This is a genomic window from Neisseria sp. P0008.S004 (genome assembly GCF_051962755.1).
Lineage (GTDB): Bacteria > Pseudomonadota > Gammaproteobacteria > Burkholderiales > Neisseriaceae > Neisseria > Neisseria subflava_A.
In genome coordinates this window covers 37,172-60,625 of the sequence record NZ_JBQCUZ010000007.1, presented here as the reverse complement: position 1 = coordinate 60,625, position 23,454 = coordinate 37,172, and the positions used below count along the sequence as shown (strand labels likewise).

General features: G+C 49.0%; 29 protein-coding genes and 1 other RNA gene. 10 read left to right on the top strand and 20 right to left on the bottom strand.

What is annotated here, in order from left to right; all coding sequences use genetic code 11:
- Nucleotides 1–19: 19 nt before the first annotated feature.
- The 5 genes from ACTHSW_RS08530 to ACTHSW_RS08510 all read right to left on the bottom strand — a co-directional run bounded on the left by ACTHSW_RS08530 (nucleotide 20) and on the right by ACTHSW_RS08510 (nucleotide 3,510).
- Entirely contained in the window at nucleotides 20–928 is a 909-nt protein-coding gene (locus ACTHSW_RS08530) for a tyrosine-type recombinase/integrase (protein WP_440373877.1), read from the bottom strand.
- Entirely contained in the window at nucleotides 898–1,242 is a 345-nt protein-coding gene (locus tag ACTHSW_RS08525; protein ID WP_234396214.1) for an integrase arm-type DNA-binding domain-containing protein, read from the bottom strand. The genes ACTHSW_RS08530 and ACTHSW_RS08525 overlap by 31 nt, the downstream gene beginning before the upstream one ends.
- 278 nt (nucleotides 1,243–1,520) lie before the next feature.
- Nucleotides 1,521–1,883, bottom strand: a transfer-messenger RNA (tmRNA) gene (ssrA, locus tag ACTHSW_RS08520).
- A 112-nt stretch (nucleotides 1,884–1,995) separates the two neighbouring features.
- Nucleotides 1,996–3,210, bottom strand: coding sequence for a pyridoxal phosphate-dependent aminotransferase (locus ACTHSW_RS08515; RefSeq protein ID WP_070460010.1), 1,215 nt, complete (start codon nucleotides 3,208–3,210; stop codon nucleotides 1,996–1,998).
- An 84-nt stretch (nucleotides 3,211–3,294) separates the two neighbouring features.
- Nucleotides 3,295–3,510 (bottom strand): tautomerase family protein, encoded by a 216-nt coding sequence (locus ACTHSW_RS08510; protein ID WP_049333410.1) that lies wholly within the window; start codon nucleotides 3,508–3,510, stop codon nucleotides 3,295–3,297.
- Between the two features lie 165 nt (nucleotides 3,511–3,675).
- On the opposite strand from ACTHSW_RS08510, the gene ACTHSW_RS08505 reads away from it, so the two are divergent.
- Nucleotides 3,676–4,275 carry an MlaC/ttg2D family ABC transporter substrate-binding protein gene (locus ACTHSW_RS08505; RefSeq protein WP_070460013.1) on the top strand — a complete coding sequence of 200 codons (600 nt, stop codon included), beginning with the start codon at nucleotides 3,676–3,678 and terminating at the stop codon, nucleotides 4,273–4,275.
- 62 nt (nucleotides 4,276–4,337) lie between these two features.
- On the opposite strand, the gene efp is transcribed toward ACTHSW_RS08505, so the two are convergent.
- From efp to ACTHSW_RS08490, 3 genes are read right to left on the bottom strand one after another with little or no spacing between them, the layout of a single operon-like run.
- A complete protein-coding gene (gene efp, locus ACTHSW_RS08500; RefSeq protein WP_036490530.1) occupies nucleotides 4,338–4,898 on the bottom strand; it encodes an elongation factor P in 561 nt (186 codons plus the stop codon).
- 42 nt (nucleotides 4,899–4,940) lie between these two features.
- Nucleotides 4,941–6,098: an elongation factor P maturation arginine rhamnosyltransferase EarP gene (gene earP, locus ACTHSW_RS08495; RefSeq protein ID WP_070460016.1), complete on the bottom strand. Its 1,158-nt coding sequence runs from the start codon at nucleotides 6,096–6,098 to the stop codon at nucleotides 4,941–4,943.
- A gap of 31 nt (nucleotides 6,099–6,129) precedes the next feature.
- Nucleotides 6,130–6,408 (bottom strand): hypothetical protein, encoded by a 279-nt coding sequence (locus ACTHSW_RS08490; protein ID WP_003747149.1) that lies wholly within the window; start codon nucleotides 6,406–6,408, stop codon nucleotides 6,130–6,132.
- Nucleotides 6,409–6,510: 102 nt separating this feature from the next.
- On the opposite strand from ACTHSW_RS08490, the gene nadE reads away from it, so the two are divergent.
- Entirely contained in the window at nucleotides 6,511–7,299 is a 789-nt protein-coding gene (nadE, locus tag ACTHSW_RS08485) for an NAD(+) synthase (RefSeq protein WP_070460019.1), read from the top strand.
- A gap of 68 nt (nucleotides 7,300–7,367) precedes the next feature.
- Here nadE and ACTHSW_RS08480 read toward each other — a convergent pair whose 3' ends face one another.
- Nucleotides 7,368–7,568, bottom strand: coding sequence for a protein MIGRI (locus ACTHSW_RS08480; protein ID WP_070460022.1), 201 nt, complete (start codon nucleotides 7,566–7,568; stop codon nucleotides 7,368–7,370).
- 116 nt (nucleotides 7,569–7,684) lie between these two features.
- Here ACTHSW_RS08480 and metX point away from each other — a divergent pair, with 116 nt between their 5' ends.
- Together metX and metW are read left to right on the top strand one after the other, a co-directional pair.
- Nucleotides 7,685–8,824 (top strand): homoserine O-succinyltransferase MetX, encoded by a 1,140-nt coding sequence (metX, locus tag ACTHSW_RS08475; protein ID WP_003747142.1) that lies wholly within the window; start codon nucleotides 7,685–7,687, stop codon nucleotides 8,822–8,824.
- Nucleotides 8,821–9,402 (top strand): methionine biosynthesis protein MetW, encoded by a 582-nt coding sequence (metW, locus tag ACTHSW_RS08470; RefSeq protein ID WP_049322294.1) that lies wholly within the window; start codon nucleotides 8,821–8,823, stop codon nucleotides 9,400–9,402. Before metX ends, metW begins: the two co-directional genes overlap by 4 nt.
- A gap of 94 nt (nucleotides 9,403–9,496) precedes the next feature.
- On the opposite strand, the gene ACTHSW_RS08465 is transcribed toward metW, so the two are convergent.
- Both ACTHSW_RS08465 and ACTHSW_RS08460 read right to left on the bottom strand, forming a co-directional pair.
- On the bottom strand, nucleotides 9,497–9,961 hold the full coding sequence (locus tag ACTHSW_RS08465; RefSeq protein WP_070460025.1) for a low molecular weight protein-tyrosine-phosphatase: 465 nt from the start codon (nucleotides 9,959–9,961) through the stop codon (nucleotides 9,497–9,499).
- Between the two features lie 86 nt (nucleotides 9,962–10,047).
- The gene (locus tag ACTHSW_RS08460; protein WP_070460028.1) at nucleotides 10,048–11,148 is read right to left on the bottom strand and encodes a conjugal transfer protein; all 1,101 of its coding nucleotides are present in this window, start codon (nucleotides 11,146–11,148) and stop codon (nucleotides 10,048–10,050) included.
- 206 nt (nucleotides 11,149–11,354) lie between these two features.
- Between ACTHSW_RS08460 and gloA the strand changes: the two genes are divergently transcribed.
- Nucleotides 11,355–11,768, top strand: a complete 414-nt coding sequence (gene gloA / locus ACTHSW_RS08455; RefSeq protein WP_003685011.1) for a lactoylglutathione lyase — start codon at nucleotides 11,355–11,357, stop codon at nucleotides 11,766–11,768.
- A gap of 53 nt (nucleotides 11,769–11,821) precedes the next feature.
- Here gloA and ACTHSW_RS08450 read toward each other — a convergent pair whose 3' ends face one another.
- Together ACTHSW_RS08450 and ACTHSW_RS08445 are read right to left on the bottom strand one after the other, a co-directional pair.
- The gene (locus ACTHSW_RS08450) at nucleotides 11,822–12,571 is read right to left on the bottom strand and encodes a lysophospholipid acyltransferase family protein (protein ID WP_070460031.1); all 750 of its coding nucleotides are present in this window, start codon (nucleotides 12,569–12,571) and stop codon (nucleotides 11,822–11,824) included.
- Between the two features lie 56 nt (nucleotides 12,572–12,627).
- The gene (locus tag ACTHSW_RS08445; RefSeq protein ID WP_070460034.1) at nucleotides 12,628–13,383 is read right to left on the bottom strand and encodes a GNAT family N-acetyltransferase; all 756 of its coding nucleotides are present in this window, start codon (nucleotides 13,381–13,383) and stop codon (nucleotides 12,628–12,630) included.
- Between the two features lie 308 nt (nucleotides 13,384–13,691).
- On the opposite strand from ACTHSW_RS08445, the gene ACTHSW_RS08440 reads away from it, so the two are divergent.
- From ACTHSW_RS08440 to ACTHSW_RS08425, 4 genes are all read left to right on the top strand, one after another.
- Nucleotides 13,692–15,023, top strand: coding sequence for a YadA-like family protein (locus ACTHSW_RS08440; protein ID WP_070460037.1), 1,332 nt, complete (start codon nucleotides 13,692–13,694; stop codon nucleotides 15,021–15,023).
- 93 nt (nucleotides 15,024–15,116) lie between these two features.
- Nucleotides 15,117–16,049: an AEC family transporter gene (locus tag ACTHSW_RS08435; protein WP_070460039.1), complete on the top strand. Its 933-nt coding sequence runs from the start codon at nucleotides 15,117–15,119 to the stop codon at nucleotides 16,047–16,049.
- 182 nt (nucleotides 16,050–16,231) lie between these two features.
- Nucleotides 16,232–16,705 carry an iron-sulfur cluster repair protein DnrN gene (dnrN, locus tag ACTHSW_RS08430; protein ID WP_070460041.1) on the top strand — a complete coding sequence of 158 codons (474 nt, stop codon included), beginning with the start codon at nucleotides 16,232–16,234 and terminating at the stop codon, nucleotides 16,703–16,705.
- Between the two features lie 161 nt (nucleotides 16,706–16,866).
- Nucleotides 16,867–17,592 (top strand): hypothetical protein, encoded by a 726-nt coding sequence (locus ACTHSW_RS08425; RefSeq protein ID WP_070460044.1) that lies wholly within the window; start codon nucleotides 16,867–16,869, stop codon nucleotides 17,590–17,592.
- A 41-nt stretch (nucleotides 17,593–17,633) separates the two neighbouring features.
- Here ACTHSW_RS08425 and ACTHSW_RS08420 read toward each other — a convergent pair whose 3' ends face one another.
- Nucleotides 17,634–18,620, bottom strand: a complete 987-nt coding sequence (locus ACTHSW_RS08420) for a tRNA dihydrouridine synthase (RefSeq protein WP_440373873.1) — start codon at nucleotides 18,618–18,620, stop codon at nucleotides 17,634–17,636.
- Here ACTHSW_RS08420 and ACTHSW_RS08415 point away from each other — a divergent pair.
- Complete coding sequence (locus ACTHSW_RS08415; RefSeq protein ID WP_440373872.1) at nucleotides 18,577–19,944, top strand: site-specific integrase; 1,368 nt, start codon at nucleotides 18,577–18,579, stop codon at nucleotides 19,942–19,944. The genes ACTHSW_RS08420 and ACTHSW_RS08415 overlap by 44 nt on opposite strands.
- 20 nt (nucleotides 19,945–19,964) lie before the next feature.
- Here ACTHSW_RS08415 and ACTHSW_RS08410 read toward each other — a convergent pair whose 3' ends face one another.
- The 6 genes from ACTHSW_RS08410 to ACTHSW_RS08385 all read right to left on the bottom strand — a co-directional run bounded on the left by ACTHSW_RS08410 (nucleotide 19,965) and on the right by ACTHSW_RS08385 (nucleotide 23,440).
- Nucleotides 19,965–20,147, bottom strand: a complete 183-nt coding sequence (locus tag ACTHSW_RS08410; protein WP_440373871.1) for a hypothetical protein — start codon at nucleotides 20,145–20,147, stop codon at nucleotides 19,965–19,967.
- Between the two features lie 26 nt (nucleotides 20,148–20,173).
- A complete protein-coding gene (locus ACTHSW_RS08405) occupies nucleotides 20,174–20,812 on the bottom strand; it encodes a DUF4760 domain-containing protein (protein WP_440373870.1) in 639 nt (212 codons plus the stop codon).
- 220 nt (nucleotides 20,813–21,032) lie between these two features.
- On the bottom strand, nucleotides 21,033–21,296 hold the full coding sequence (locus ACTHSW_RS08400) for a pyocin activator PrtN family protein (protein WP_070649546.1): 264 nt from the start codon (nucleotides 21,294–21,296) through the stop codon (nucleotides 21,033–21,035).
- A 100-nt stretch (nucleotides 21,297–21,396) separates the two neighbouring features.
- Nucleotides 21,397–22,449: a DNA cytosine methyltransferase gene (locus ACTHSW_RS08395; protein ID WP_440373869.1), complete on the bottom strand. Its 1,053-nt coding sequence runs from the start codon at nucleotides 22,447–22,449 to the stop codon at nucleotides 21,397–21,399.
- A 58-nt stretch (nucleotides 22,450–22,507) separates the two neighbouring features.
- On the bottom strand, nucleotides 22,508–22,720 hold the full coding sequence (locus tag ACTHSW_RS08390) for a hypothetical protein (RefSeq protein WP_440373868.1): 213 nt from the start codon (nucleotides 22,718–22,720) through the stop codon (nucleotides 22,508–22,510).
- 138 nt (nucleotides 22,721–22,858) lie between these two features.
- Complete coding sequence (locus ACTHSW_RS08385; protein WP_440373867.1) at nucleotides 22,859–23,440, bottom strand: hypothetical protein; 582 nt, start codon at nucleotides 23,438–23,440, stop codon at nucleotides 22,859–22,861.
- Between the last annotated feature and the right edge of the window lie 14 nt (nucleotides 23,441–23,454).

Sequence of the window (23,454 nt, the reverse complement as noted above, 5' to 3'; positions counted from 1 at the left end):
TAATGCTTAAGATGATAGTTTATTCTGCCGTTTCCTGCAATATGCCTGAATGTGCTTTCAATTCATCAAGATAATCAGCCCATTTTTGAACCATATCGGCGCGCTGTTCTAAATATTCCGCATGGTTATAGGCTGCCCTTGTCGTGTTGGGGTCTTTGTGGGCTAGTTGTCGCTCTACCCAATCGGCGTTATAGCCCATCTCATTCAATATCGTGCTGGCTGTATGCCTAAAGCCGTGCTGTGTGGTTTCTTCCAAGAATCCCAGACGGTCTAATGCTTTTCGTATTGCTCCCTCGCTCAAGGGCTGTTTTTTGCTGGTGTTACAAAATACATATTCATAATGCCCGGTTACTGGTTTCAAGCCGTCCAGTATTGCTAAGGCTTGGCGGCTCAAGGGGACAATATGGTCTATCTTGTTCTTCATGTTTACGCCGTCTTTATAGTATTGCTGCTCCTCCCAATCAATTTCACACCAGCGCAATAAACGTAATTCGGAAGGGCGGGCAAATACATAAGGGGAAAGCTGTAATAGGGCGCGTGTTTGCGGAAAGCCAGCGTAACCGTCAAAAGCTCGTAACATCTCGCCTATCCTTTGCGGGTCTTTAATGAAGCGGTAATGTTTCTGTTCCACCTTTGCCAGCTCTCCCCGCAATTCGGCGGCGGGATTGAATAGGCTCAAGCGAAGTTTCACGGCATATTTGAAAACTTGGTTTACTACGTCATAAATTTTTTGTGCCGTGTCATATTTCCCCGCCGATTCCAGCCTCTGTAACAGTCCTAAAACCTCAAGCGGCATGATTTCGTCTATTTTGCGTGTTGCAAGGTCAGGGAAAATATGAAGCTCAAGGCTGCGGATAACTCTTTGTGCATGGTCGGGCTTCCATTTATTCGGCTTTGCTACTTGGTCGCTGTGCCATTTGCGCGCGATAGCCTCAAATGTTTTTTTAGCTGTTCTGTCTGCCTCTGTGCTTTGTCTTGCTGGTGTAGCTTAGGGTCTATCCCTTTTGCTATCAGCATGCGTAATTCTTCGCGCTTTTCTCTTGCTTCTTTTAAGCTGATTTCAGGATAGACACCCAGTCGCATTTTATCGCGTTTGTTGTCGCTTGGCCGGTAGTAACGAAAACGCCAGTATTTGCCGTTTCCCTTTGCTTGAAGATATAACCCTCCGCCGTCTGATAATTGATTCGGCGGTTGTAGTTTTTTGCATTGGCTATCTGTAAGCGGTAGCGTCTGTTTAGGCATTTTTAATCCAGTTTGGGGTAACTTTTAAAAACTCATTAAGCCATTGTTAATAATTGGTTTTATGGGTTTTTGGGGTAACTTGTTTAAAAAAATAGGGCTAATTTGCCCACTTTTCGGGCTTGTTTTTTGGGTAATTCCTGAAAAGTTACCCTAAAAGTTACCCTATAAATGATGAAAACTCAAGCATACGCCAGCATATTTGAGGCAATAAAAAAGCCTTGAAACCGTTATGGCTCAAGGCTTTATGCGTATTACAGGATACTGCTGAAAATTGGGTATGGTGGAGGCGGGGGGAATCGAACCCCCGTCCGAAAGTCCTCTACAGAGCGTTCTACATACTTAGTTGTGTCTATTTAGAATCTCGTCCCCATCATGCCGACCAACAGGCCTTCAGGGAACCAGTTACCTTAAATCTCGTTTCCTGCCAAGTAACCCGACAGAAAACCAGTCAATGTAGAATGACGTTGCGGTAGCTTGCGCTACACAGCCCATTGACCAACTGCTGCAACGGCAGGCCTTAAGCGGCCAGTGCGTAAGTTTCGTCGTTTGCGACTATTTTGATTCAGTGTTTAACGGGAAATCTGAGACCCCGGTATGCCCGCATCTGCTTTGCAACCCCCGTCGAAACCAAGATCGCCCCCAGATAGGGAAAGTCGATTATACGCATGTCGGCGGGCTTTGCCAAGTTGCTGTTTGATTAAAAAGGCCGTCTGAACAGCGGTTTGCTTTTTCAGACGGCCTCTTTGTTTAGGTTTATTGACGGTAGTTTTGCAGGAAGCGTTCGAGTTTGCCCATGGCCTCTTCAATTTGATGAACGGGCGGCAAGGTAACGATACGGAAGTGGTCGGGGCGTATCCAGTTGAAGCCTGTGCCTTGGACGAACAGGACTTTTTCACGTACGAGTAAGTCGTAGATGAATTTCATGTCGTCGTGGATGCTGTACATTTCGGTATCGATTTTAGGGAACATATACAATGCGCCCATGGGTTTGACGCAGGATATGCCGGGAATCTGGTTGACCAGTTCCCATGCTTTGTTGCGTTGCTCGAGCAGGCGGCCGCCTGGGAGGAGGAATTCGTTGATGCTTTGGTATCCGCCCAAGGCCGTCTGAATGGCGTGTTGCATGGGTGTGGTGGCACAAAGGCGCATAGACGAGAGCATGTCCAAGCCTTCGATATAGCCTTTTGCATGATGTTTCGGACCGTTGAGTATCATCCAGCCTTGACGGAAACCGGCAACGCGGTAGGCTTTCGAGAGGCCGTTGAATGTCACGGTCAGGAGGTCGGGGGCGAGCGCGGCGATATGGTGGTGTACTGCGTCGTCGTAGAGGATTTTGTCGTAAATTTCGTCGGCAAAAATAATCAGGCCGTGTTTGCGCGCTAATTCGGCGATTTCGAGCAGGATTTCTTTGCTGTACACCGCGCCTGTCGGGTTGTTGGGGTTGATGACGACGATGGCTTTGGTTTTAGGCGTAATTTTGGCTTCTATGTCGGCCAGGTTGGGAAACCAGTTGTTTTCTTCGTCGCATAGATAATGGCGGACGGTGCCGCCTGCCAGTGTCGCGGCGGCGGTCCACAAAGGATAGTCCGGTGCGGGAATCAGGATTTCGTCGCCGTCGTTGAGCAGCGCCTGCATGGACATGGTAATCAATTCGGAGACGCCGTTGCCGATGTAAACGTCGTTGACTGTAACGTCGAGCAGTCCTTTGGTTTGGTAGTAGTGGACGATGGCTTTGCGTGCGGAGTAAAGGCCTTTGGAGTCGCAGTAGCCTTGCGAAGTCGGCAGGTTGCGGATGACGTCAACCAAGATTTCGTCAGGCGCTTCAAAGCCGAACGGAGCCGGATTGCCGATATTGAGCTTGAGGATTTTGTTGCCTTCTTCTTCCAGTTGCAGGGCTTTTTTGTGAACCGGGCCGCGGATGTCGTAGCAAACGTGGTCCAGTTTGGATGATTTGGGAAATTTCTCCATGATGTGTGTTCCGTAAAATTGTTAACAATGGGATAAATGTACTCTTTTTGCGGGTAAATTAAAAGGGTTTCAGACGGCCAAGGCTTACTTATTGCGCGCTTCGGCACGGCGAACCGTCACGCTTTTACCGCCTATGCCCCAGTTGTCCATATCGATTTCGTCGATGACGACGACGGTTGTCTCAGGGTTTTTGTTGAGAACGCGTGAGAGTAATTCGGTGACGCCGCGGATCAATTCGGCTTTTTGCTCCGCGCTCGGGGCTTCGTTGCCGCCGGTTACTTTGATGTTGACGTAGGGCATGGCTTCCTCCTTTGAAAATAACGTTTATATGTTATCTTATTTTTATCAGGCCGTCTGAAATTTAATTGCAGGATTTTTCATTGCTCATGCCTGCTTTTACAAAGAATTAAGTTTTTTGGAATAGATTGTTTTTACAATGCGGTTTTATTTTGGATGGATATTGTCATGAACCGTTTTTTTCAGACTTTGATTGTGGCCGCGCCGATGGTAATTGCCGCGCCTTATGTGGCGGCGGAAACGCATCCGGCACAAAAGCAGATGCAGCAGAACATTGATGCCGTGTTGAAAATTGCACGCAATACGTCTTTGACAGAGGCGCAACGCGTGAAACAGGTTGAGCAGTATGCCAACCGTTATTTGGATTATGAGCGTATTTCGGCTTTGGCGGTCGGTGCGCCATGGCGTGAATTTTCTGCCAAGCAGAAAACCGATTTTATCCGTGCATTCAAAGATATGGTCATTGCGATGTACTCGCATTCCGCGTTAATTGGCGCGGCGGATGCAAATGTGCGCCTGTTGCCGAAGATGACGGCAAACGGCAATAAGTTTGACGTTTTCTCGGAAATTCAAACCAAAAAAGGTACGAAGTATGAGGTGGCTTACCAACTTTACCAAAGCGGCGGTGTGTATAAGATTTACAACATCCGCGTGGACGGTACCAGCTTGGTAACGGTATACCGCAATCAATTTGGCGAGCTGATTAAGAGCAAAGGCATTGACGGTACGATTGCCACTGTCGAAGCCAAGGGCTTGAAGAAACAATAAGGCAGATTGATAAAAGGCCGTCTGAAACTTGTTTCAGACGGCCTTTTTGTATTACGGGCTGATTAGGCGCGTTTGCGGAATTCGCCGGTACGGGTATCGATTTCGATTTTGTCGCCGTTTTCGATGTAAGACATCACTTGGATTTCAGTGCCGCCGACCAGACGTGCGGTTTTCATCACTTTGCCGGAAGTATCGCCTTTAACGGCAGGCTCGGTGTATTCAACTTCGCGAACGATGATGGTAGGCAATTCTACGGAGATTGGGTTGCCTTCGTAGAAAGTGACTTCGCATTGGTCTTCCATGCCGTCAACGATGAATTTCAACGCGTCGCCGATGTTGTCGGCTTCGATTTCGTATTGGTTGAATTCTTCGTCCATGAAGACGTACATTGGGTCGGCAAAGTAGCTGTAAGTACAGTTTTTGCGGGACAGGATCACGACGTCGAATTTGTCGTCGGCTTTGTAAATGGTTTCAGTAGCGGCACCGGTCAGCAGGTTTTTCAGTTTCATGCTGACTTTGGCGGAAGAGCGGCCGCCTTTGATGTATTCGGTTTTTTGAACGACCATAGGATCGTTGCCGACCATGAATACGTTGCCGGCGCGCAGTTCTTGTGCTGTTTTCATTGTGGTTTTCCAATCAAATCGGTTGTAATAAAACGCGCTATTTTAGCGTATTTTTTTGTGCTTTGAAATAAAGGCGGCAAGTTTTTCGACGGCACTTTTTTGGGCAAAAAGTCCGTCCCGCCATTTTGCCGCGCTTTGCCGCCATTCGTTTTGGTGTGCCGTCAGGGTTTGCCATGCTTGCAGGCGCTGGCTGTCGCTGAGTGCTTCGCCGTTGTTGAGTTCGTTGGAAAGGCGGCGGTGTGCCGTGGCGACAACATCCGGGTAAACTTGATGCGCTTTGTCCCAAAAAGCGTGCAGCTTGTCGAGATGGATATTTTCTTCTTGCGGATAGATGTGCCAAAAGAAAGGTTTTCCGGCGAGCTGGGCGCGAACAAAGCTGTCTTCGCCGCGTATGACGGCGCCGTCGGCAAGGTTGAGCAGTTTGTCGAAATCTTGTTGGGCAACGAAAGGGATTTTGATCAGGGTAACGTGTCCGCTCTGATATACATCGCCGTCTTCAAGCATGGTGTTTTGCGGCACTAGGCCGCTGTTTTTCAGGCTGGCGATGATTTGTGTACCTGCAAGCAGCAAGGTAATGGGTTGGCCGGCCTGTTGCCACATGGTCAGCCATTTTGCCCAAATATCGCTTTGATAGCCGAAAAGCAGCCATTCGAGCGTGTTTTTTGCGGGAAGTTTGAGTTGTCGGCGTAAGGTTTCCGTATCAAAGCGGGCAAATTCGGCGTAATTGCGTTCGCGCAGCAGGCCGCCGCTTTTTTCGCTGAAACCCATAAACCAAAAGTATTTCTGTATGCCGCCGGCTTGGGGCGAGGGCATTAAGTGCAGCCTCTCGTTGCTGTCTTCCGCGCTGAGGTATTCCCAGTTGAGCCAAAGCGGTCGGTGTCGGCGGATGATGGATTGAACGTTGTCGGGCAGTTCGCAGGCGAAGGTTTCGATGACAATGTCGGGGGTAGGGGCTGTATCGGTATCTTCGGCATGGTCGGCTTGCCAAGCGTGAATGCCGATGCCTTGATGAATATTGGGAATCGAGGCCAAATCAGGACAAAGTGCTTGAAGGGACGGGAAATCGTCTGTCCACAAATGCACTTGACAGCCGAGTTCGCGTTGCAAAATACGCGCCAGCCGCCATGAAACGCCGATGTCACCGAAGTTGTCGATGACGTTGCAGAAAATCCAGCAGGTATAAGGTAGGGGAGTGTTCATGGGAAAATATGCCCAAGGCCGTCTGAAAACATCAGAATGCGCCGAAATAGTGGAACAAATAAACAATCAGCAAAACAATCGGGATAAACATCCATATGCTTTGCCGTTTCAATTCGGGCTCTTGTTTGAGGTGGTGTTTGATGACGTCAAAGAGGACGAATTTGAATAGGAACGTGGCTTCGCAGGCAAGGATGATGCCGTTGATGAGGTGTTGCGTTTTGTCTTCGGGCGGGTTGAGGGCAAACCACAAAAGGGTGGCAAGCGGAATCAGGCAGACGGCGAGCCAGCGCAAAAGAATGGGTTTGGACATGGTGTGTGTGCAAGAAATAAAAGAAGCATTATACCCTGTCGTCTTTCAGACAAGTGCAAATCAGGCTATCATTCGGTTTATTTGAAGCGAACATTTATCCCTATGCAAACCCAAGCCATCATCCGCCATATCGTTCAATGGCTCAAAGATTACGCCGAGCAGGCGCGTGCCAAAGGTTTTGTCGTCGGCGTATCCGGCGGCATCGATTCTGCCGTGGTTTCCACACTTGCCGCGCAAACCGGTTTGTCGGTTTTGTTGTTGGAAATGCCGATTCGTCAGAAATCCGACCAAGTCAACCGCGCACAAGGACACATGGGCCGTCTGAAACAGCGTTATCCTAACGTAAAAGCGCAAAGCGTTGATTTGACTCCGGCGTTCGATACGTTTGCCGATACCGTTGACGTCAGCGAAACCGAATTTCCCAACAAACAGCTGGCACTGGCCAATGCACGCAGCCGCCTTCGCATGACGACGCTTTATTATTACGGCCAGCTGCATGGTTTGCTGGTGGCGGGGACGGGCAACAAAATTGAAGATTTCGGCGTCGGTTTCTTCACCAAATACGGCGACGGCGGCGTGGACATCAGCCCGATTGCCGATTTGACCAAAACTCAAGTGTACGCGCTGGCAGCCGAGTTGGACGTATCGGAAGACATTCAAAAAGCCGTACCGACAGACGGCCTTTGGGATACCGAGCGTACCGATGAAGAGCAAATGGGCGCGTCTTATCCCGAACTGGAATGGGCGATGAGCGTGTACGAAAGCCACAAGCCTGAAGATTTTGAAGGCAGGCAGCGCGAAGTTTTGGCAATCTATACCCGATTGCACAAAGCCATGCAGCACAAAGTCAATCCGATTCCGGTTTGCAAGATTCCGGAAGAGTTGTTTTAAATTTGAACATCAAAAGGCCGTCTGAAAACGCTGGATTAAGGTTTTCAGACGGCCTTTTATATTTTATTTCAATAAGAATTGGGAATATGCTTGAAAAACAGCATTATCAGATACCAAAACAGCGTAGCCGCCGCCGCCCCCAGCAATACCCACGCGCTGATTTTGGCGATTTCCCGAATGGTGCGCTTTTGTTGGCGGCTGAACAGACGGTTCACAATCAATGCCGCGATGGCGCAAAAGAAAAAAAATCGCAAAAGCCTGCCTATCATTCCACATCCTCCCAAAAATATTGCCTCTAATTAGGGCAGGCCGTCTGAAGCCTCATGCACAAAACAAAAACGAAACGTTATAATACCCCTTTTGCCGCATCACTTGGAAATTACAAATGACAACAAATGCCTCAGTGGGCATTGTAACGCCCCGGAAAATTCCGTTTGACACACCGCTTGCTCTGGAAAACGGCAAAACCTTACCTCGTTTCGACCTGATGATTGAAACCTACGGCACGCTCAATGCCGACAAAAGCAATGCCGTCCTTATCTGCCACGCCTTATCAGGCAATCATCATGTTGCCGGCAAGCACAGTGCGGAGGATAAATACGCCGGTTGGTGGGACAATATGGTCGGCCCCGGCAAACCTATCGATACCGAACGCTTTTTTGTGGTCGGTTTGAACAACTTGGGCGGCTGCGACGGCAGCACCGGCCCTTTGTCCGAGAATCCTGAAACCGGCCGCGAATATGGTGCGGATTTTCCGGTTGTAACCGTCAAAGACTGGGTGAAGTCCCAAGCCATGCTTGCCGATTATCTCGGCATTCAAAAATGGGCGGCCGTTGTCGGCGGCAGCTTGGGCGGCATGCAGGCATTGCAATGGACGATTTCTTTGCCCGAACGCGTTGCCCACGCGCTCGTTATCGCTTCTGCGCCCAAACTTTCCACCCAAAACATCGCGTTTAACGATGTTGCCCGTCAGGCGATTTTGACCGATCCCGATTTCCACGAAGGTAATTACCGCAGCCATCATACCGTTCCTTCACGCGGTTTGCGTATCGCGCGCATGATGGGGCACATTACCTATCTTGCCGAAGACGGTTTGGGTAAAAAATTCGGCCGCATTTTAAAATCAGACGGCTATCAGTACGGCTACGGCGTTGAATTTGAAGTGGAATCTTATCTGCGCTATCAAGGCGACAAGTTTGTCGGCCGTTTTGATGCCAACACTTATCTGCTGATGACCAAGGCACTCGACTACTTCGACCCGGCCGCCGATTATGGCCACAACCTCACGCGAGCCGTGGAGAATGTGCAGGCCAAATTTTTTGTCGCGAGCTTTAGCACCGACTGGCGCTTCTCGCCGCAACGTTCGCATGAATTGGTCAAGGCATTAATCGCTGCGCAAAAATCCGTGCAGTACATCGAAGTCAAATCCAATCACGGCCACGATGCCTTCTTGATGGAAGACGAAGCCTATATCCGCGCGGTTACCGCTTACATGAACAACGTTTACAAGGACTGCCAACAATGAATCTGCGCGACGATTTGCAACTCATTTACGATTGGATACCCGAAGGCAGCCGCGTACTCGATTTAGGTTGCGGCGACGGCGAGCTACTGGCCGCGTTGGTAGCGCATAAAAACTGTGCCGGTTATGGCATTGAAATCGATACCGACAGCGTGATTGCCGCCATGACCCGCGGTGTAAACGTCATTCAGGCCGACTTGGAAGAGGGTTTGGCGGCATTTGGCGATCAAAGTTTTGATGTGATTGTCTTGAGCCAAACCATTCAAGCCATGCAGAACACGGAAAAAATCCTGCGCTGCCTGATGCGCGTGGCCAAACAGGCCATCGTCAGCTTCCCTAACTTCGGCTACTGGCGCAACCGCTTTCAAATCGCCGTCGGTGGCCATATGCCGGTTTCCGAGCGGATGCCGTATCATTGGTACGATACGCCCAATATCCATTGGTGTACCCTCAAAGATTTTGATTTACTGTGTGCCAAAAACAAAATCCGTGTGCTTGAGCGTGCGGTCATGACGGGCAACCGACAGGTCAAACATCTGCCGAATTTATTGGGCAGCCTGGCGTTTTACCGCGTGGGTTGATACGGCAATCAATAAAGGCCGTCTGAACAGGTCATCACGAAAGCATGGCTTTTGCAAATATCTGTTCAGACGGCCTTTTATTGTTCCAGCCGGTTTAAGCCTGTTTCAATTTTTCCAACAAGGCCAAACTGCCGGCATCGACCAGACGGTAGGTTTCGTCAAAGTCGCCTGTGTACCACGGATCAGGAACATGGTTGTAGCCTGAGTCGGGGATAAGGTCGGTCAGTTTGAAGATTTTGCCGGGGTGAAAACCGAGCTGTTTTTCAGTTTCTCTGAGGTTGTTGTCGTCCATCACGATGATGTAGTCGAAATGCTCGGCATCGCTGGGTTTGATTTTGCTGCTGGTAAAGCCTGACGGGTCGATGCCGTGTTGCTTGAGTGCGCGGCGCGTGCCTTCGTGCATGTCTTCTCCGTCGTGCCAACCTGATGTGCCTACGCTGGCAGTAATGACAGCATTGCCCATGCCTGCTTCGCGGGCGCGATGGCGCAGGACGTATTCGGCCATGGGGGAGCGGCAGATGTTGCCGAGGCAGACGAAAAGGATTTTGTGGGTTTTCATGTTTGTGAAAATGAGCGGTAAGGTTTGAAAATCAATGCAACACGCTAAACCGTTTTCAGACGGCCTTGGCGTGTTGCATTTTCAATTTAGTTTACATTGCTGAAGAAAGGATTATGGCCTTCTAGTTTCAACGCTTGGGCATAAGTAGGGATGTTCTCGTTTTCGCCCAATGGGTCGTGCAGCAGGTAGAGGTGCTCGATTCGGCATTCGGCCATCAGGTCGAGGAAGTTTTGCTGAACGATAGCGATATTGTCGGTTGATGCCAGCTCCCAAGTGAAGGTCTGCGGAACGATTTCAAACGCGCTGTCGGTCGCGTTGAAGCTGAACTGGAGTTTGCCGTCCGCTTTTGCAGCGGCAACAACGCCGACGCGCGGGCTTTGCATACGGATGGCGCGGATGGCGTTGGTGGCAAAAACGTCCATGGCCATGCGTTGGCGGGTGTGGCTGCCGTCGGTAAGCGCGTCAAGCGGCGTATTGGGCGAGAGCGGGTTAGTAAAGAGGGTAACGCCGTCGAGGGCGAGATGCTCTTGCCAAACCTGCATCAATGGCAGGCCTGCCTGTTGCAGGTTGAGTCCCAAAGCCGTCTGAATGTCTTTATTGCCGTAGCCCAGCGCGTAAACAACATGGACGGATTGACCTTCGGGCAGCGTCAATGGTTTGTATTCGAATTTTTGCAGGAATGCGCCTGCCGCTTCATCGTTTTGCTTGGCTTGGAACCATTCGCCCGGGGTAACGCTGCTCAAATCGGTAGATTGGACGAGGTAGGGCAGCCATTGCGTGTTTTGCGTGAGGGCGCGCAGATTAGGGTAGTTTTGCAGGCAGGCGAAGAGGGCTTCGGTAGGCAGCGTGAGCGGCAGGGTTTGTTCTTTTTTGCAACCGGCGACCAAAACGACAGGCAGGGCAAACCATTGGGCTTCGTTATCGTTTTCTGCCTTCAGGACTTCGCCCACGCTTTGAATCAGGCTGGTGTAAGTGCCGACATCGGGGGCCATGGTCATCGCCAATGAAAGGTTGATGTAATGGTTTTGGCTGAGCATGGTGCGGATTTCGGTTTGCAGTTGGCCGGCGGAAAGCTTGCGCGATGCGGAGGAGGAGTTGTGCGCCAGCTGATAGGCATTGAGAAGAAGGTAGTTTTTGATAGGGCTCTGCGGATAAGGGCGGGTATCTGGAAGAACAAAGGTTTTCATGACGGTTTGAAGTGTTGTGTTGTAAGTGTGGCGATTATAGCAATTTAGTCAGTCGGTGTGCTTGTTAATACATGAAATTCAAATGGCGATAGAGGATACGCTTCATTTCTACACGGTGTATGTATCGGCATTTTCTAAGATGAGGGGGGTAAATGCCCGATGTGTTATAATCCATGACCAAACATAATTTAGAAAGGAACAAAATCATGCGCTTGCTTCATACTATGCTGCGTGTCGGCAATCTCGAACGCTCTTTGGATTTCTATCAAAACGTATTGAATATGCAACTGCTGCGCCGCCGCGATTATCCTGAAGGCCGTTTTACTTTGGCTTTTGTTGGTTATGGCGATGAAGCGGACCATACTGTTTTGGAACTGACCCACAACTGGGATACCGAGTCTTACGACTTGGGCGATGCTTACGGCCATATCGCGATTGAAGTCGATGATGCTTATGCGGCGTGTGAACGTGTCAAAGAGATGGGCGGCAAAGTGGTACGCGAAGCCGGTCCGATGAAACACGGCACGACTGTGATTGCGTTTGTTGAAGATCCGGACGGCTACAAAATTGAATTTATTCAAAAGAAAAGCGGTAGCGATTCAGTGCAATATTCATCTTAAGACATAAGATAATGGAAAAGGCCGTCTGAACATTCAGACGGCCTTTTGTTTGATCAGCCCAACTGTTTTTGCTTTTCGCTCAACAGGGCGTGTACTTGAAGCGCGGTAGCGTAGCGGTCTTCTCCCGCTTCAATCGGGTCGAGGAAATGCAGCTCAACCGTACTGGAAGGCTGGCTGATGACCATGCAGATGGATTGCCAGAGGCTGATGTCGCCGTAGTAGGCAGTATGCGGATTGGGGCTGCTGCCGTCCGGATTCGGATAGCGGCAGAGTGCCGGAATAATTGGTACACCTGCATCATAGGCCGTCTGAAAAAAGCTGGGTTTGAACGGCAGGATTTCACGGCCTTCGGTACTGGTTCCTTCGGGGAAAATGGTAACGGTATCGCCGTTTTTCAGCGCTTCGGTTACGCCGGCGATTTTGGCAGAATTACCTTTGATGCCGCGGTTGCGCGAGACATAAACCGTTTGCGCCTGTGTGGCGAGATAACCGACCACAGGCCATTTGGCCACATCGTCTTTAGCCACAAAACGGCCGGGGAATGCGCCGTTAACCGCCATAATGTCCAACCATGAAATATGGTTACTGATAAGCATCTGGCCGCGGCCTTCTTGCGGCGGCGTGCCGAAAGTTTGCAGTTTCATGCCGCAGGAAGCGAGCACGCGCAGCGACCATAATTGGATTGCGCGCAGTTTGCGTTTGCTGCTGTAAAAGGGAAACAGAAAAAACATTTCGGCCATGCCGTACAAAAGGCAGCCGGCAATACAGAAAAGACGGAAGATAAAACGGATTTTGGCGGTCATTGTGTGTGTTTTTATAAAGATTAGGTAGGCCGTCTGAAGTTTCAGACGGCCTTTTATTATGAATCGGTTTTAGGGGCAAAACGCTGCAAGTAGCGGTCGGAAAGGTGGTTGATGTCCATCATGATCAGCACATCCGCGCAGTTGAATGCTTCATCGACGCAAGGCTCGCCGCAGAACCACGCGCCTGCTTTGAGATAGCCTTTGATCAGGGCGGGTACAGGCGGATTTTCAGACGGCGTGATGCTGTCCCATTTGAGCGGGTTGAGCGGTTTGACACACCATTGTGCCGGAGCAAGGTATTTGTCTTTCAAAGCATGATACAGGCCGGCCGCATCGTTGCCGCCGTCACGCATTTCGATACTGCCGCAACCAATCATAAAGCGCAGGTTTTCGTCTTTCATGAATTTGACCAAACCGGTCCACAACAGCATGACCAAGCCGCCGTTGCGGTAGTCCGGGTGGGTACAGGCGCGGCCGAGTTCTACGGTTTGCGGCAGAATGTCTTTCAAAGGCTCAAGGTCGAATTCATGCTCGCTGTACCAGCCGCCGACTTTTTTTGCGGTTTCTTCTGTAATCAGGCGGTAGCAGCCGATAACTTCGCCAGTTGCATCGTCAAACGCGAGCAGGTGGTGGCAATGTTCATCATAAGGATCGACATCGCGGCCGTCATCGCTTTCGATTTCCGCCCCCAGTTCTTGGGCAAAAACCTGATAGCGCAATCTTTGGGCGGCTTCGATTTCAGCTTGGGTTTCTGCAAGGCGTACGCTCAGGCCGATTTTGGGGCCCGTTTGATTGAAACGGCTGGGGGACATGATGTTTCCTGTTTGAAGAAAATGGCTGATTATAGCGGATATACGGGCAGATTTATATTGATTTGCTTTGCGGCAGGGCAAATTATATCGGGTTGTTGGAAAAAGGCTTCAGGCCGTCTGAAACTGATGGTTGTTTAGAAAGATGGCCAGGAACATTTGCCAGGATGTTTGAAATTTATGACACAAATCAAAATATTTATCCAAACTATTTAATATAAGAATAAAAATATATACAATATAACTAGTTCAAAAGTATTAATTTGATTGAACGAGATATTTTTAATATTTAAAAAATGGAGAATATAAAGATGAAACTGAATGTATCGCTCAGTCCTTTGTGTTTGGCTTTAGCGCTTTTTTTCGGTACTGCGTATGCGGACGGAGGTATTGTTGCTGGAACCATGCACAAGACGGGTTCTTTGGCTGTCGGTAAGGAATCCGTATCGGGCGAAAATGCCGCTGCAGTTGGCGACAAGGCTAAAGCAAATGGCTATAAGGCGATGGCTTTGGGTTATGATTCTGCCGCTTCCGGTTTGAGCGCAACTGCTTTGGGTGGCGAATCCAAAGCGGAGGCATTGCGGTCGGTGGCGGTTGGCTTTCGGGCCCATGCCAAGGGAACAAATGATGTAGCAGTCGGTGGCGCAGCGGCTGCTTCTGGCGGTCAATCCGTTGCAGTCGGTCTGCTGTCCAAGGCTTCGGCTTTGCGTGCCGTTGCGGTAGGTAATGGCGCTCAGGCAAGTAATATTGATGCAGTAGCTATCGGCAGAGATAGTGAGGCGGATGCGCTCAGCGCGACGGCCTTAGGTGATCGAGCTAAAGCACGTGGAACTCAATCACTTGCGCTGGCATCGGCTGCTGAAGCAGAAGGTTATCAAGCAGTGGCGGTTGGTACGCGTGCGGTATCGAATGCCGTAAACAGTGTAGCTTTGGGTGTCGAGTCTTCCGCTACAGCCTTGAACGGTCTGGCTGTCGGCACCAGCTCCAGTGTGCGTAAAGAAGGTGGTACGGCAGTCGGCGGCGGTGCATCGGCTTTGGAAGAGAAATCTTTGGCACTCGGTTTCCAAGCCAAAGGTAAAGCCGAGAAAGGGGTGGCTCTGGGTGCGCAAAGCATCGCAGATTTGGCTGCAGGTCAGGCAGGCTATGATTTTGCGACACAGTCGGCAAGTCAATCTGAAGACAAGACATGGAAATCGACATTGGGCGCGGTTTCAGTTGGCAATGAAAAGGACAGCCGTCAAATTACCCATGTGGCTGCCGGTACTCAGGATACGGATGCGGTAAATGTGGCTCAGGTTAAAAGGCTTGCGGAAAGATGGCAGGCCGATAGTCAGCAAAAAGAGTCGGCGGTGGCTGCTCAAATCAATCAGATACGAGCTGAAACACGCGTAGAAATGAAAAAACTGGAAGACCGTGCGGATGCCGGCTCTGCCGCTGCGATTGCGGTGGGTAATCTGGGACAGGCTTACCAGCCGGGACAGGGTGCGGTATCCATTGGCAGCGGCGTTTGGCGCGGAAAGGCCGGTTTTGCTGTCGGAGTATCGAAAGTATCCGCCAGCGGCAAATGGCTGGTGAAAGGTTCTGCTGTCGGCGCATCTAAGGGTGGTGCAGGCGGTGGAGCCAGCGTAACCTATCTGTGGTAGAAAATTTCAGATAGTCTTGAATGTTGAGGCCGTCTGAATTTGGCATGCGAAGCGGTAGAAGCGTAAAATCAACGTTTTTGCCGCTTTTTTATCATGGAAACCTCTTTCCTGCTTGCCGGAAAAATTACCGAGCTGACGCTGATTGTTTTGATGGGCGTGGCCTTGGTAAAAGCCGGGCTGTTGAAATCGGAAAACAGCTACACGCTCTCCGTTATCGCGCTTTACCTGATCAGCCCGTCCGTCATGATTCATGCCTTTCAGATGGACAATACGCCGCAGATTATCGAAGGGCTGAAGCTTTCCGTCATGCTGGCGGTGTTTTTCCATGTGGTGTTGATTGTTTTGGGCAGGGTGTTTAAACACTTGTTCAAACTCGATGGGCTCGAACACGCGGCGACGGTGTACAGTAATTCGGGCAACTTGATTATCCCTTTGGTGATGTCGGTATTTGGTGCGGAATGGGTGATTTATACCACTGGTTTTATCTTGGTGCAGACGTTTTTGTTTTGGACGCATCTGCGCCTGTTGATTTGCGGCCGAGGCAATGTGGCTTGGAAAACCATTTTTACCAATATCAACATCTTATCCATGTTGGTCGGGCTGCTAATGTTTACCTTTCAAATCAAGCTGCCGCATATTGTCGATAATACTTTGGCGACGGTGGGCGGCATGATTGGCCCGGTTGCCATGTTGGTGGCGGGCATGCTTTTGGCTTCTCTGCCGTTACGCTCGATTATGTGGACGCCGAGGCTTTATCTCGTTGCTTTTTTAAGGCTGATTTTGATTCCGGTATTATTGCTTTTCGCCGTTAAAGCCTGCGGTTTTGCCCATCATGATGCGCATGCGGATACGGTTGTTTTAATCAGCTTTTTGGCAACGACTTCGCCTGCCGCAGCGACGGTTACCCAAATGGCGGTTGTTTACGGCAAAAATGCCCAAAAAGCCAGCGCGATTTATGGGTTGACGACCTTGCTTTGTGTGGTAACCATGCCGGTAATGATTGCGTTATATCGTTGGATTATTTAAGAAAAGGGCAGGCCGTCTGAAACTTTGACTTTATGTTTCAGATGGCCTGTTTGGTATTTTAATTTTGAAAATAACTTTTATTATCAATTAATTAAGCAATTAAAAAACTATACAAAGCCGTTTGCAGCGTGTATCCTTATGTCTAACATTCATCCAATATCAATCTTTAAAGGAACACAGCCATGACCGACTTTACCCTTTGGGAAACCGCACCTTTCAATTCCACCATTGACCATATTTTGCAGCGTTACCACAATGTCCACCGCGCCCAGTTTGAAGAGTTGGTTCCGCTGGCGCAAAAAGTGGCGCAGGTTCATGCTGATACTTTCCCTGCCGAAGTTCCTGATTTGTTGGCCTATATGCAAAACGAGCTGTTGATGCACATGATGAAAGAGGAGCGCATGTTGTTCCCGATGATTAATCAGGGCGTGGGTCGCGGCGCGGCAATGCCCATCAGCGTGATGATGCACGAGCATGAAGAACACGACCAAGCCATCGCGCGTCTGGAAGAATTGACCAATAATTTTGAACTTCCCGAAGGCGCTTGCGGCAGCTGGACCCGTTTGTATACTTTGGCCAAAGAGATGGTGGATGATTTGAAAGACCATATCCATTTGGAAAATGAGATTTTGTTCCACCGCGTTTTGGCTTCTTAAAATTTGAGCTTAATCAAGGCCGTCTGAATGTTCAGACGGCCTGTTCTTTAATCCCTTGCTAAGTTAGTGCAATAGTTCTAAAATTTTAATAAAGAAAGAAACAAAATTAGGCAGTAAAGGCACACATCCGTTCTTTTGTTTACTTGAGAAGGAGTTTATGAATGAAACATTCTAAAGTTTTACTATCGGGTATTCTGTTTGCTGCTGTGACTGCATGCGCCCAAACGACGGACGGAGACTGGAGCGCCCTGCAGGATGCGAAAACAGGCGTGCAGTCGCGGCCTTATTATGAATTTGGCAATGTACTTCAGAAGATTTCTTTTAAGAAAACCGGTAATCCGGAAAATGGTCTGAAAAAGCCTGTCTTGACAGTGTATCGTCAGGGCAAGCTGTTGGGCGAAGCATATAATTTGGAAGCATCTTATGGCAGCCCCTTGTTGCCAACCCTGTTTTTGGTAAACGGCAAGTCATTAAATATTAATGACGACAATGATAGAAAACTGTTGGCTACTGCTAAGAGAGTCGATTTTTACGATTTCGGACGTAGTCGGATCGGCCATGCAGTCTTTACCGCGCCTAACGGCATCTGTCAGGATATGAAACACGGCAAAGGCGTTTCCTACAAGCTGGTTACCAACTATGTTAATTTTCCGGATTATCCTTCGCCTGAAAATATCTTGATTATTACTGCGCAAGGCAAATATGAGCAAGACGGTTTTATATTGGATTCCACTGAGTCAAGGGTGACCAGTGCCAATAAAGAGTTTGCCAGAAAATATGGTGAAGCCCTGAAATCCAAGAATGGCCCTGAGACCAGACAGGTGAATATGGCTAATGCAGCCAGTGCAGAAAAAGGCAGACTGTTGGCTGATTATATCTGTCAGTAATCATATTAAAGGCCGTCTGAAATTCAGACGGCCTTTTTGAATCATGAATGCATCTCTTGTTCAAATGACAGCAGAATCTGTTTTACTTCATCCGCTTCTTTAACGGCGCGGATACGGTCAAACAATACCTGCGCCTGTTCAAACTCTTTTTTCATCATGCCCAGCCACTGTTTCAAGCGGGCAACCGGATATTTGTTGTTGGCTTCTTTGGCAAGGCATAAGTCGAAGAATTGGACTATCCATGAGGAGACTTCGGCAAAGTCGGTATCTTTGACTGTTTCGCCGTTTTCATATTGCTTGATTTGCCGCGCCAAGTCGGGACGGATAACTGCGCCGCGCCCGAGCATCACGCTGTCGCATCCGCTGACGGTTTTAATGTCGAGATAGTCTTGAAGGCTGAATACATCGCCGTTGGCAGTAACGGGAATACTGACTGCATCGCGGATTTTGCGCACCCATTCCCAATGTGCCGGCGGTTCGTAGCCTTCGACTTTGGTGCGCGCATGGACGGTTAATGCACATGCGCCGCCGTTTTCAATCGCGGAAGCACATTCCAATGCCAGACTTTTATCTTCATAACCGAGCCGCATCTTGGCAGTCAGCGGAATGTGTTGCGGAAGGCGTTGGCGCAGGGTGTGGACGATGTGGTAAATCAAGTCGGGCTCTTTGAGCAAGACCGCGCCGCCTTTGTGTTTGTTGACCGTCGGTGCGGGGCAGCCGAAGTTGAGGTCGATTTTGTCCGCCCCGAAACGCACGGCTTCTAAAGCATTGACGGCCATGTTTTCCGCATCGCTGCCCAAAAGTTGGACAGTACAGGGCGTGCCGGCCGGCGTGCGGTTGGCATGGGCGATTTCGGGAACATATTTAAGCCAAGTGGCGCGTGAGTGGACCGTGTGCGTAATGCGGACAAATTCGCTGACGCATTCGTCAAATCCGCCAATGCGCGTCAACAGGTCGCGCATCACATCGTCCACCAGCCCCTGCATGGGGGCAAGTATCAATCTAGTATTTTCTTTTAAATTAGTCATTTATCTGTTTTGTAATAATTTTTATAAAATTCTCTTTTGTATTTTATCTGTTTTTATCTGTTTATTTTGTGCTTTATCTGTTCTTTTGTTGTACCATACTTGCACCATTAAATATTTATTCTGCATGGTGCAAAAAATGGCTACTATAACAAAAAGGACAAACCCGTCGGGGGCTGTTGTTTACAGGGCGCAGGTGCGTGTGAAAAGGGAGGGCTATCCTCCATATTCGGAAAGCCGGACTTTTTCTAAAAAATCTCTTGCGACTGAGTGGGCAAAGCGGCGTGAATTTGAGATTGAGTCAAATCCTGACCTGCTTTTTAACGATGGCAAGCGTGAATTATGCCCTACGCTCAGGGAGGCTGCAAAGCGGTATGTGGACGAAGTTCGGACGAATTACAGTGAGACGAAGCTTGGGGTTATCAATTTTATTTTAAATTTTGATATAGCCAATAAGCGGCTGGATAGGTTAACTCGGTCTGATTACTCTGCTTTTGCCTTTGCCCGGCAGAAGGGTTGTCCTGAGCTTGGTATTAAGCCGGTGGTTGCCTCTACGATTAACGGCGATTTGCAGTATATGCGCTCGATTATTAAGCACGCGCATTTCGTTTGGGGACTTGATGTATCATGGGCTGAGCTTGATGTTGCGATGGAGGGTTTGCGCAGGGCGCGGGTCATCGGCAAGGCGCGCCGGCGTGATCGGTTGCCTGATAACGATGAGCTTTTGAAATTAACGTTATATTTCTTGAGGGCGTGGCGGCGCGTGGTTGTAAATCCGAAACGTCTGCCGATGCACTTAATTATGTGGTTTGCGATTTATACCTGCCGCCGTCTTGATGAGATTGCCCGATTACGCTGGTCTGATTTTGATGAGGCAAACCGTCTTTGGCTGGTGAGGGATTTGAAAAATCCAAGAGGGAGCAAGGGTAACGACAAGGCTTTTATGGTATCGAATGAGGCAATGGCTGTGATTAATTTGATGCGCTCTCCTGAGATTGCGCGGCAAATGAATGTGCAGAATGGCGATTTGTTGCTTGGTGGTTATAAGGGCAGGAGTGTCGGCTCTTTGTGGCAGCGTGCGTGTCGTGAGCTGAAGATTGAGGATCTACGGTTTCATGATTTGCGTCATGAGGGGGCAACAAGGTTGGCTGAAAAGGGTTTGTCGATTCCGGTGATGCAGCAGTTTACGCTTCATGGGGATTGGGAGAGTATGAGGCGATATACCAATCTTCGAGCAAGACCGCCGGTGTTGGAGATGATGGATGCCCTGCAAGAGGCTGATGAGATTGTTAGGGCGGAGCAGCCTGACCGCTCTTTTTTCGCCTGAAAAAAAGGCCGTCTGAAGATTCAGACGGCATTTGTATTCCCTACTGCATCAAACCGCCGACAGGTTGCGGATTTCGGGCAACGGATTGAGTTGAGCCTTGCTTGATTCAAACCGATTTTCGGATACGACAAGGGGCGCATTCCGCGCCCCATCACACACACGGACGGCTTGTCATCGCCTGTCGCCCATGCGCGGCTGCCCATATTTCAGGGCAGTCTTGACGGTTTATTCACAAATCAGATGCCTTTAGGGGGTTTGCTTTCCATAATGCAACCAAAATTTCCAACTCTCTAAATATTGTGTCTTTGCGTTCTTCTTCGCGTATTTTCATAACAAGAGGCGAAACTGCATTCCACAATTTTATGAAGTTGGTGTAATGCAGCCGTTTAAACAAATCCTCATCCAATACTCCCGAGTTGATTGCGCACGCATAAAACTCGTGCCGATTGATTACGGTAAGTAAATGCCCTCTCTCTTTTTCCCATTGTCCGCCCTTATTTTGATAAATTTCATACAGGTCGATCCGCACGTTGTTGTTGTCAACTGCCGTACCGCGAATATAAGGAGAAATATGATTGTCGGCTTCTACAAGTTGTGCATCTTGGTAATCATTCAAAATAACATCTAATGTCGCCTTTTGCTTTGAAGTTTTCTTATTGATGAATATTGTCCCCAGTGCAATGACGGCGGTTACTGAAACAACGGCCAGTTGCCAGAACATCAGCCATTCGGCCGTCCCCCATAGGTTAAACTGTACACTGTGCCTGAATATGTAAAATAAAGTGAATACAGATACAAACAAGGAGGTTAGGGCAATTACTGACAACCAACCTCCTTGTTTTATTTGTTTCCGCACCTTACCAGCCATTAAAACCCTCATTTTTGTATTTCATCGTATTTCCTTAATAGTTGTAACTTTGTTTGTCGGTATTCGTATATTAAGGTTATGTGCCCATTCTTTCAAGGGGTAATTTAAAAAAACCGGCATCCTTGACATCCTCTCCTGCTTAAAGGCGGGGGACTCCTGCCGTGTAAAAAAATGTCGTCTGAAAGTTCTTCAGACGGCATTTTGTTGCTCTGCTTGATTTTTAATTTCGTACTCTTGCCCATTCGTCCTTTGCCTTACTTTCGATTTGGTCTAGCCACTCAGCCAGGGCTGATACGCTTACAAACTTTGGGCTTTTTTTGTTTCCATCTGCTGATATTACCGGCCATGGCAAGCTTTGCGCATTTGCTTTCCGGCGTGCTACTTCGGGGCTGAGGTTTAAATATTCTTTTGCCACTGTTTCGAGTGGAATGTGAGTGTTTCCGTGGATTAGCATCAGCCTAGTTTCTGTTGGCATTTTTGACATTTTTCTGTCCTTGGTTGATTCTGATTTGTCTGAGTTTCTGCTTTTTTTACGGCTTGGCGCGTGTTCAACATGCGGCGATCAGGATTGCGGCAATTGTGTTTCATATTCGGCATATCCTTTCTCCAATCCACCGAATAACTGGAACTGCCATGCTGTTGCCTATTGCCCTGTATCGTGGCATGTCCGGGCATTGTTCAGATGGTTTGTTTCTCCAGGCAATTCGGGTGTAATTATCAGGGAATCCTTGGAGCCTTTCGCATTCGATGGGGGTTAGTTTGCGTACTTTGGGAAAATTGATAACGCAATTGCCGTTGCGGATTTGGTCTGAATCAACGCCGCGGCCGCCGAATCCTGTACTTAATGTCGCCCCAATATTGACAATAAGTGTTTCACTCCCTCCAGATAAAGCACCGCCCCTCCTTTTTACTGTGCCTCCAATATCAGATTTTCGGTATGTTCCAAAGCTGCCTTCAATAAAGGTGGCAAGGTCTTCCCGCGTTTCCGCGCCCGCTTCAAAATCCCCTGCTTCGCCCTGACGCTCAAAAAGTATTTCTGCGGGGTCTTCGCTTCCAGCACTTGCGACAACGAACACGCGACGGCGGCGTTGGGCCACTCCGAAATATTGCGCGTCAAGGATACGCCACGCGATGCGGCGTTTGTGTCCAAGCACATAACCTGCGTTCGTCCATCTCTTCCCTGCCGGGACGAGCGGCATATCTTCTCCGGCCAGTCTGCCCAAAAAACATCCGAAGGCGTTGTCTTTGGTGCTGAGTACGCCCGGCACGTTTTCCCAGACAAGGATGCATGGCGGCTGCCCGTTTCGGGCGCGAATAAAGTCAATTGCATCTAAAATCCTGATTAAGACAAGGGTTAAATTGCCGCGTTCGTCGTCCAAGCTGCCGCGCAACCCGGCAACGGAAAAGGCTTGGCAGGGGGTGCCGCCGACCAAAATATCGGGGGCTTCGACCGTCCCGCTGAGTATTTTGCCGACTAGTCGCGTCATGTCGCCGTAGTTGGGGACGTGCGGCCAGTGGTGGTTTAAAACGGCGCAGGGGAACGGCTCTATTTCGGCAAACCATGCGGGCTGCCAGCCCAACGGTTCCCACGCCACGGATGCGGCTTCAATGCCGCTGCACAGGCTGCCGTAGCGCATTTTCAGACGGCCTCCGCTTCCTGTACTGCGATTTGAACTGGTACACTGTTTGCCATTTTTAATTTCCTTTGCTTTTGTTGGTTCGGATGTATTCGGCTTTCTCTGCCGCTTCCTCGAATGTTTTATATTCTGCGATGGTTTTCGCTTTCCGCTTAAAATGGCCGTTTATTGACCAGTGTTTTTTGTCGTAAAAAGTTCCGACGTATTCGACAATAATCCATGTGTTTTTTGGGCTTCGTTTAACGGCAATGTTTGGGTATTGGCGGCTCATGTCTTTCTCCTTGCTAGTGCGGCCAGTGTCCGCCGTGCCAGTCGTCATTGTTTTTGGTTGTTTGCATTTTTATGTAGTAGATGATTGAGCAGGCGATTAATCCTGCTGAAAAAAAAATTAATAAAAGTGCTAAATATTTCATTGCATGGCCTCCAGTCTTTTTCTTTTGCGTTGACGGTGTGCTTCTTGGTTCAGGATTGGCTCTGATTCTTTCAGGGCGGCAATGTAATGCTGCCAGCTTGCAATTTCGAGGAGCCATTTGAAATCTGATATTGACTGCTCAATGTGTTTGATCTCGTTTCCAGTCAAAATAAATTTGTTGGTTTTCTTTTCGCGTGTAGCTATCCCTTCGAGGACGTCTGTTGTGCTATCGATTGCGATGTCGAGTAGGATAGACAGTCGCAGTTTGAATTGCATATGGTCGTCGGCATTGTCAAAATTGACTTTGGCGCGTTTCATTACTTCCAATAGGGCGACATATAAATAATGACATTCACACATCTGGAAGAAATTTTGACCTGTTGCTTTTCCGGATTTGACTAGATCAAGGAAATTTGTGTATCCGGTCAAAACGGCATTAACTGTTTCTTCCGATAATGGCCTGTTGCTTGTTGCGTGTGCTACGAGCTGTATTGGGTTAACGTGTGATTGCCGGGCGGTATCAATTAAGTACAGACGTTTTTTGCAGTATTTTTTTCGTGGGCGTTTGTTGGTTGCCATGTTTTATTTCCGTG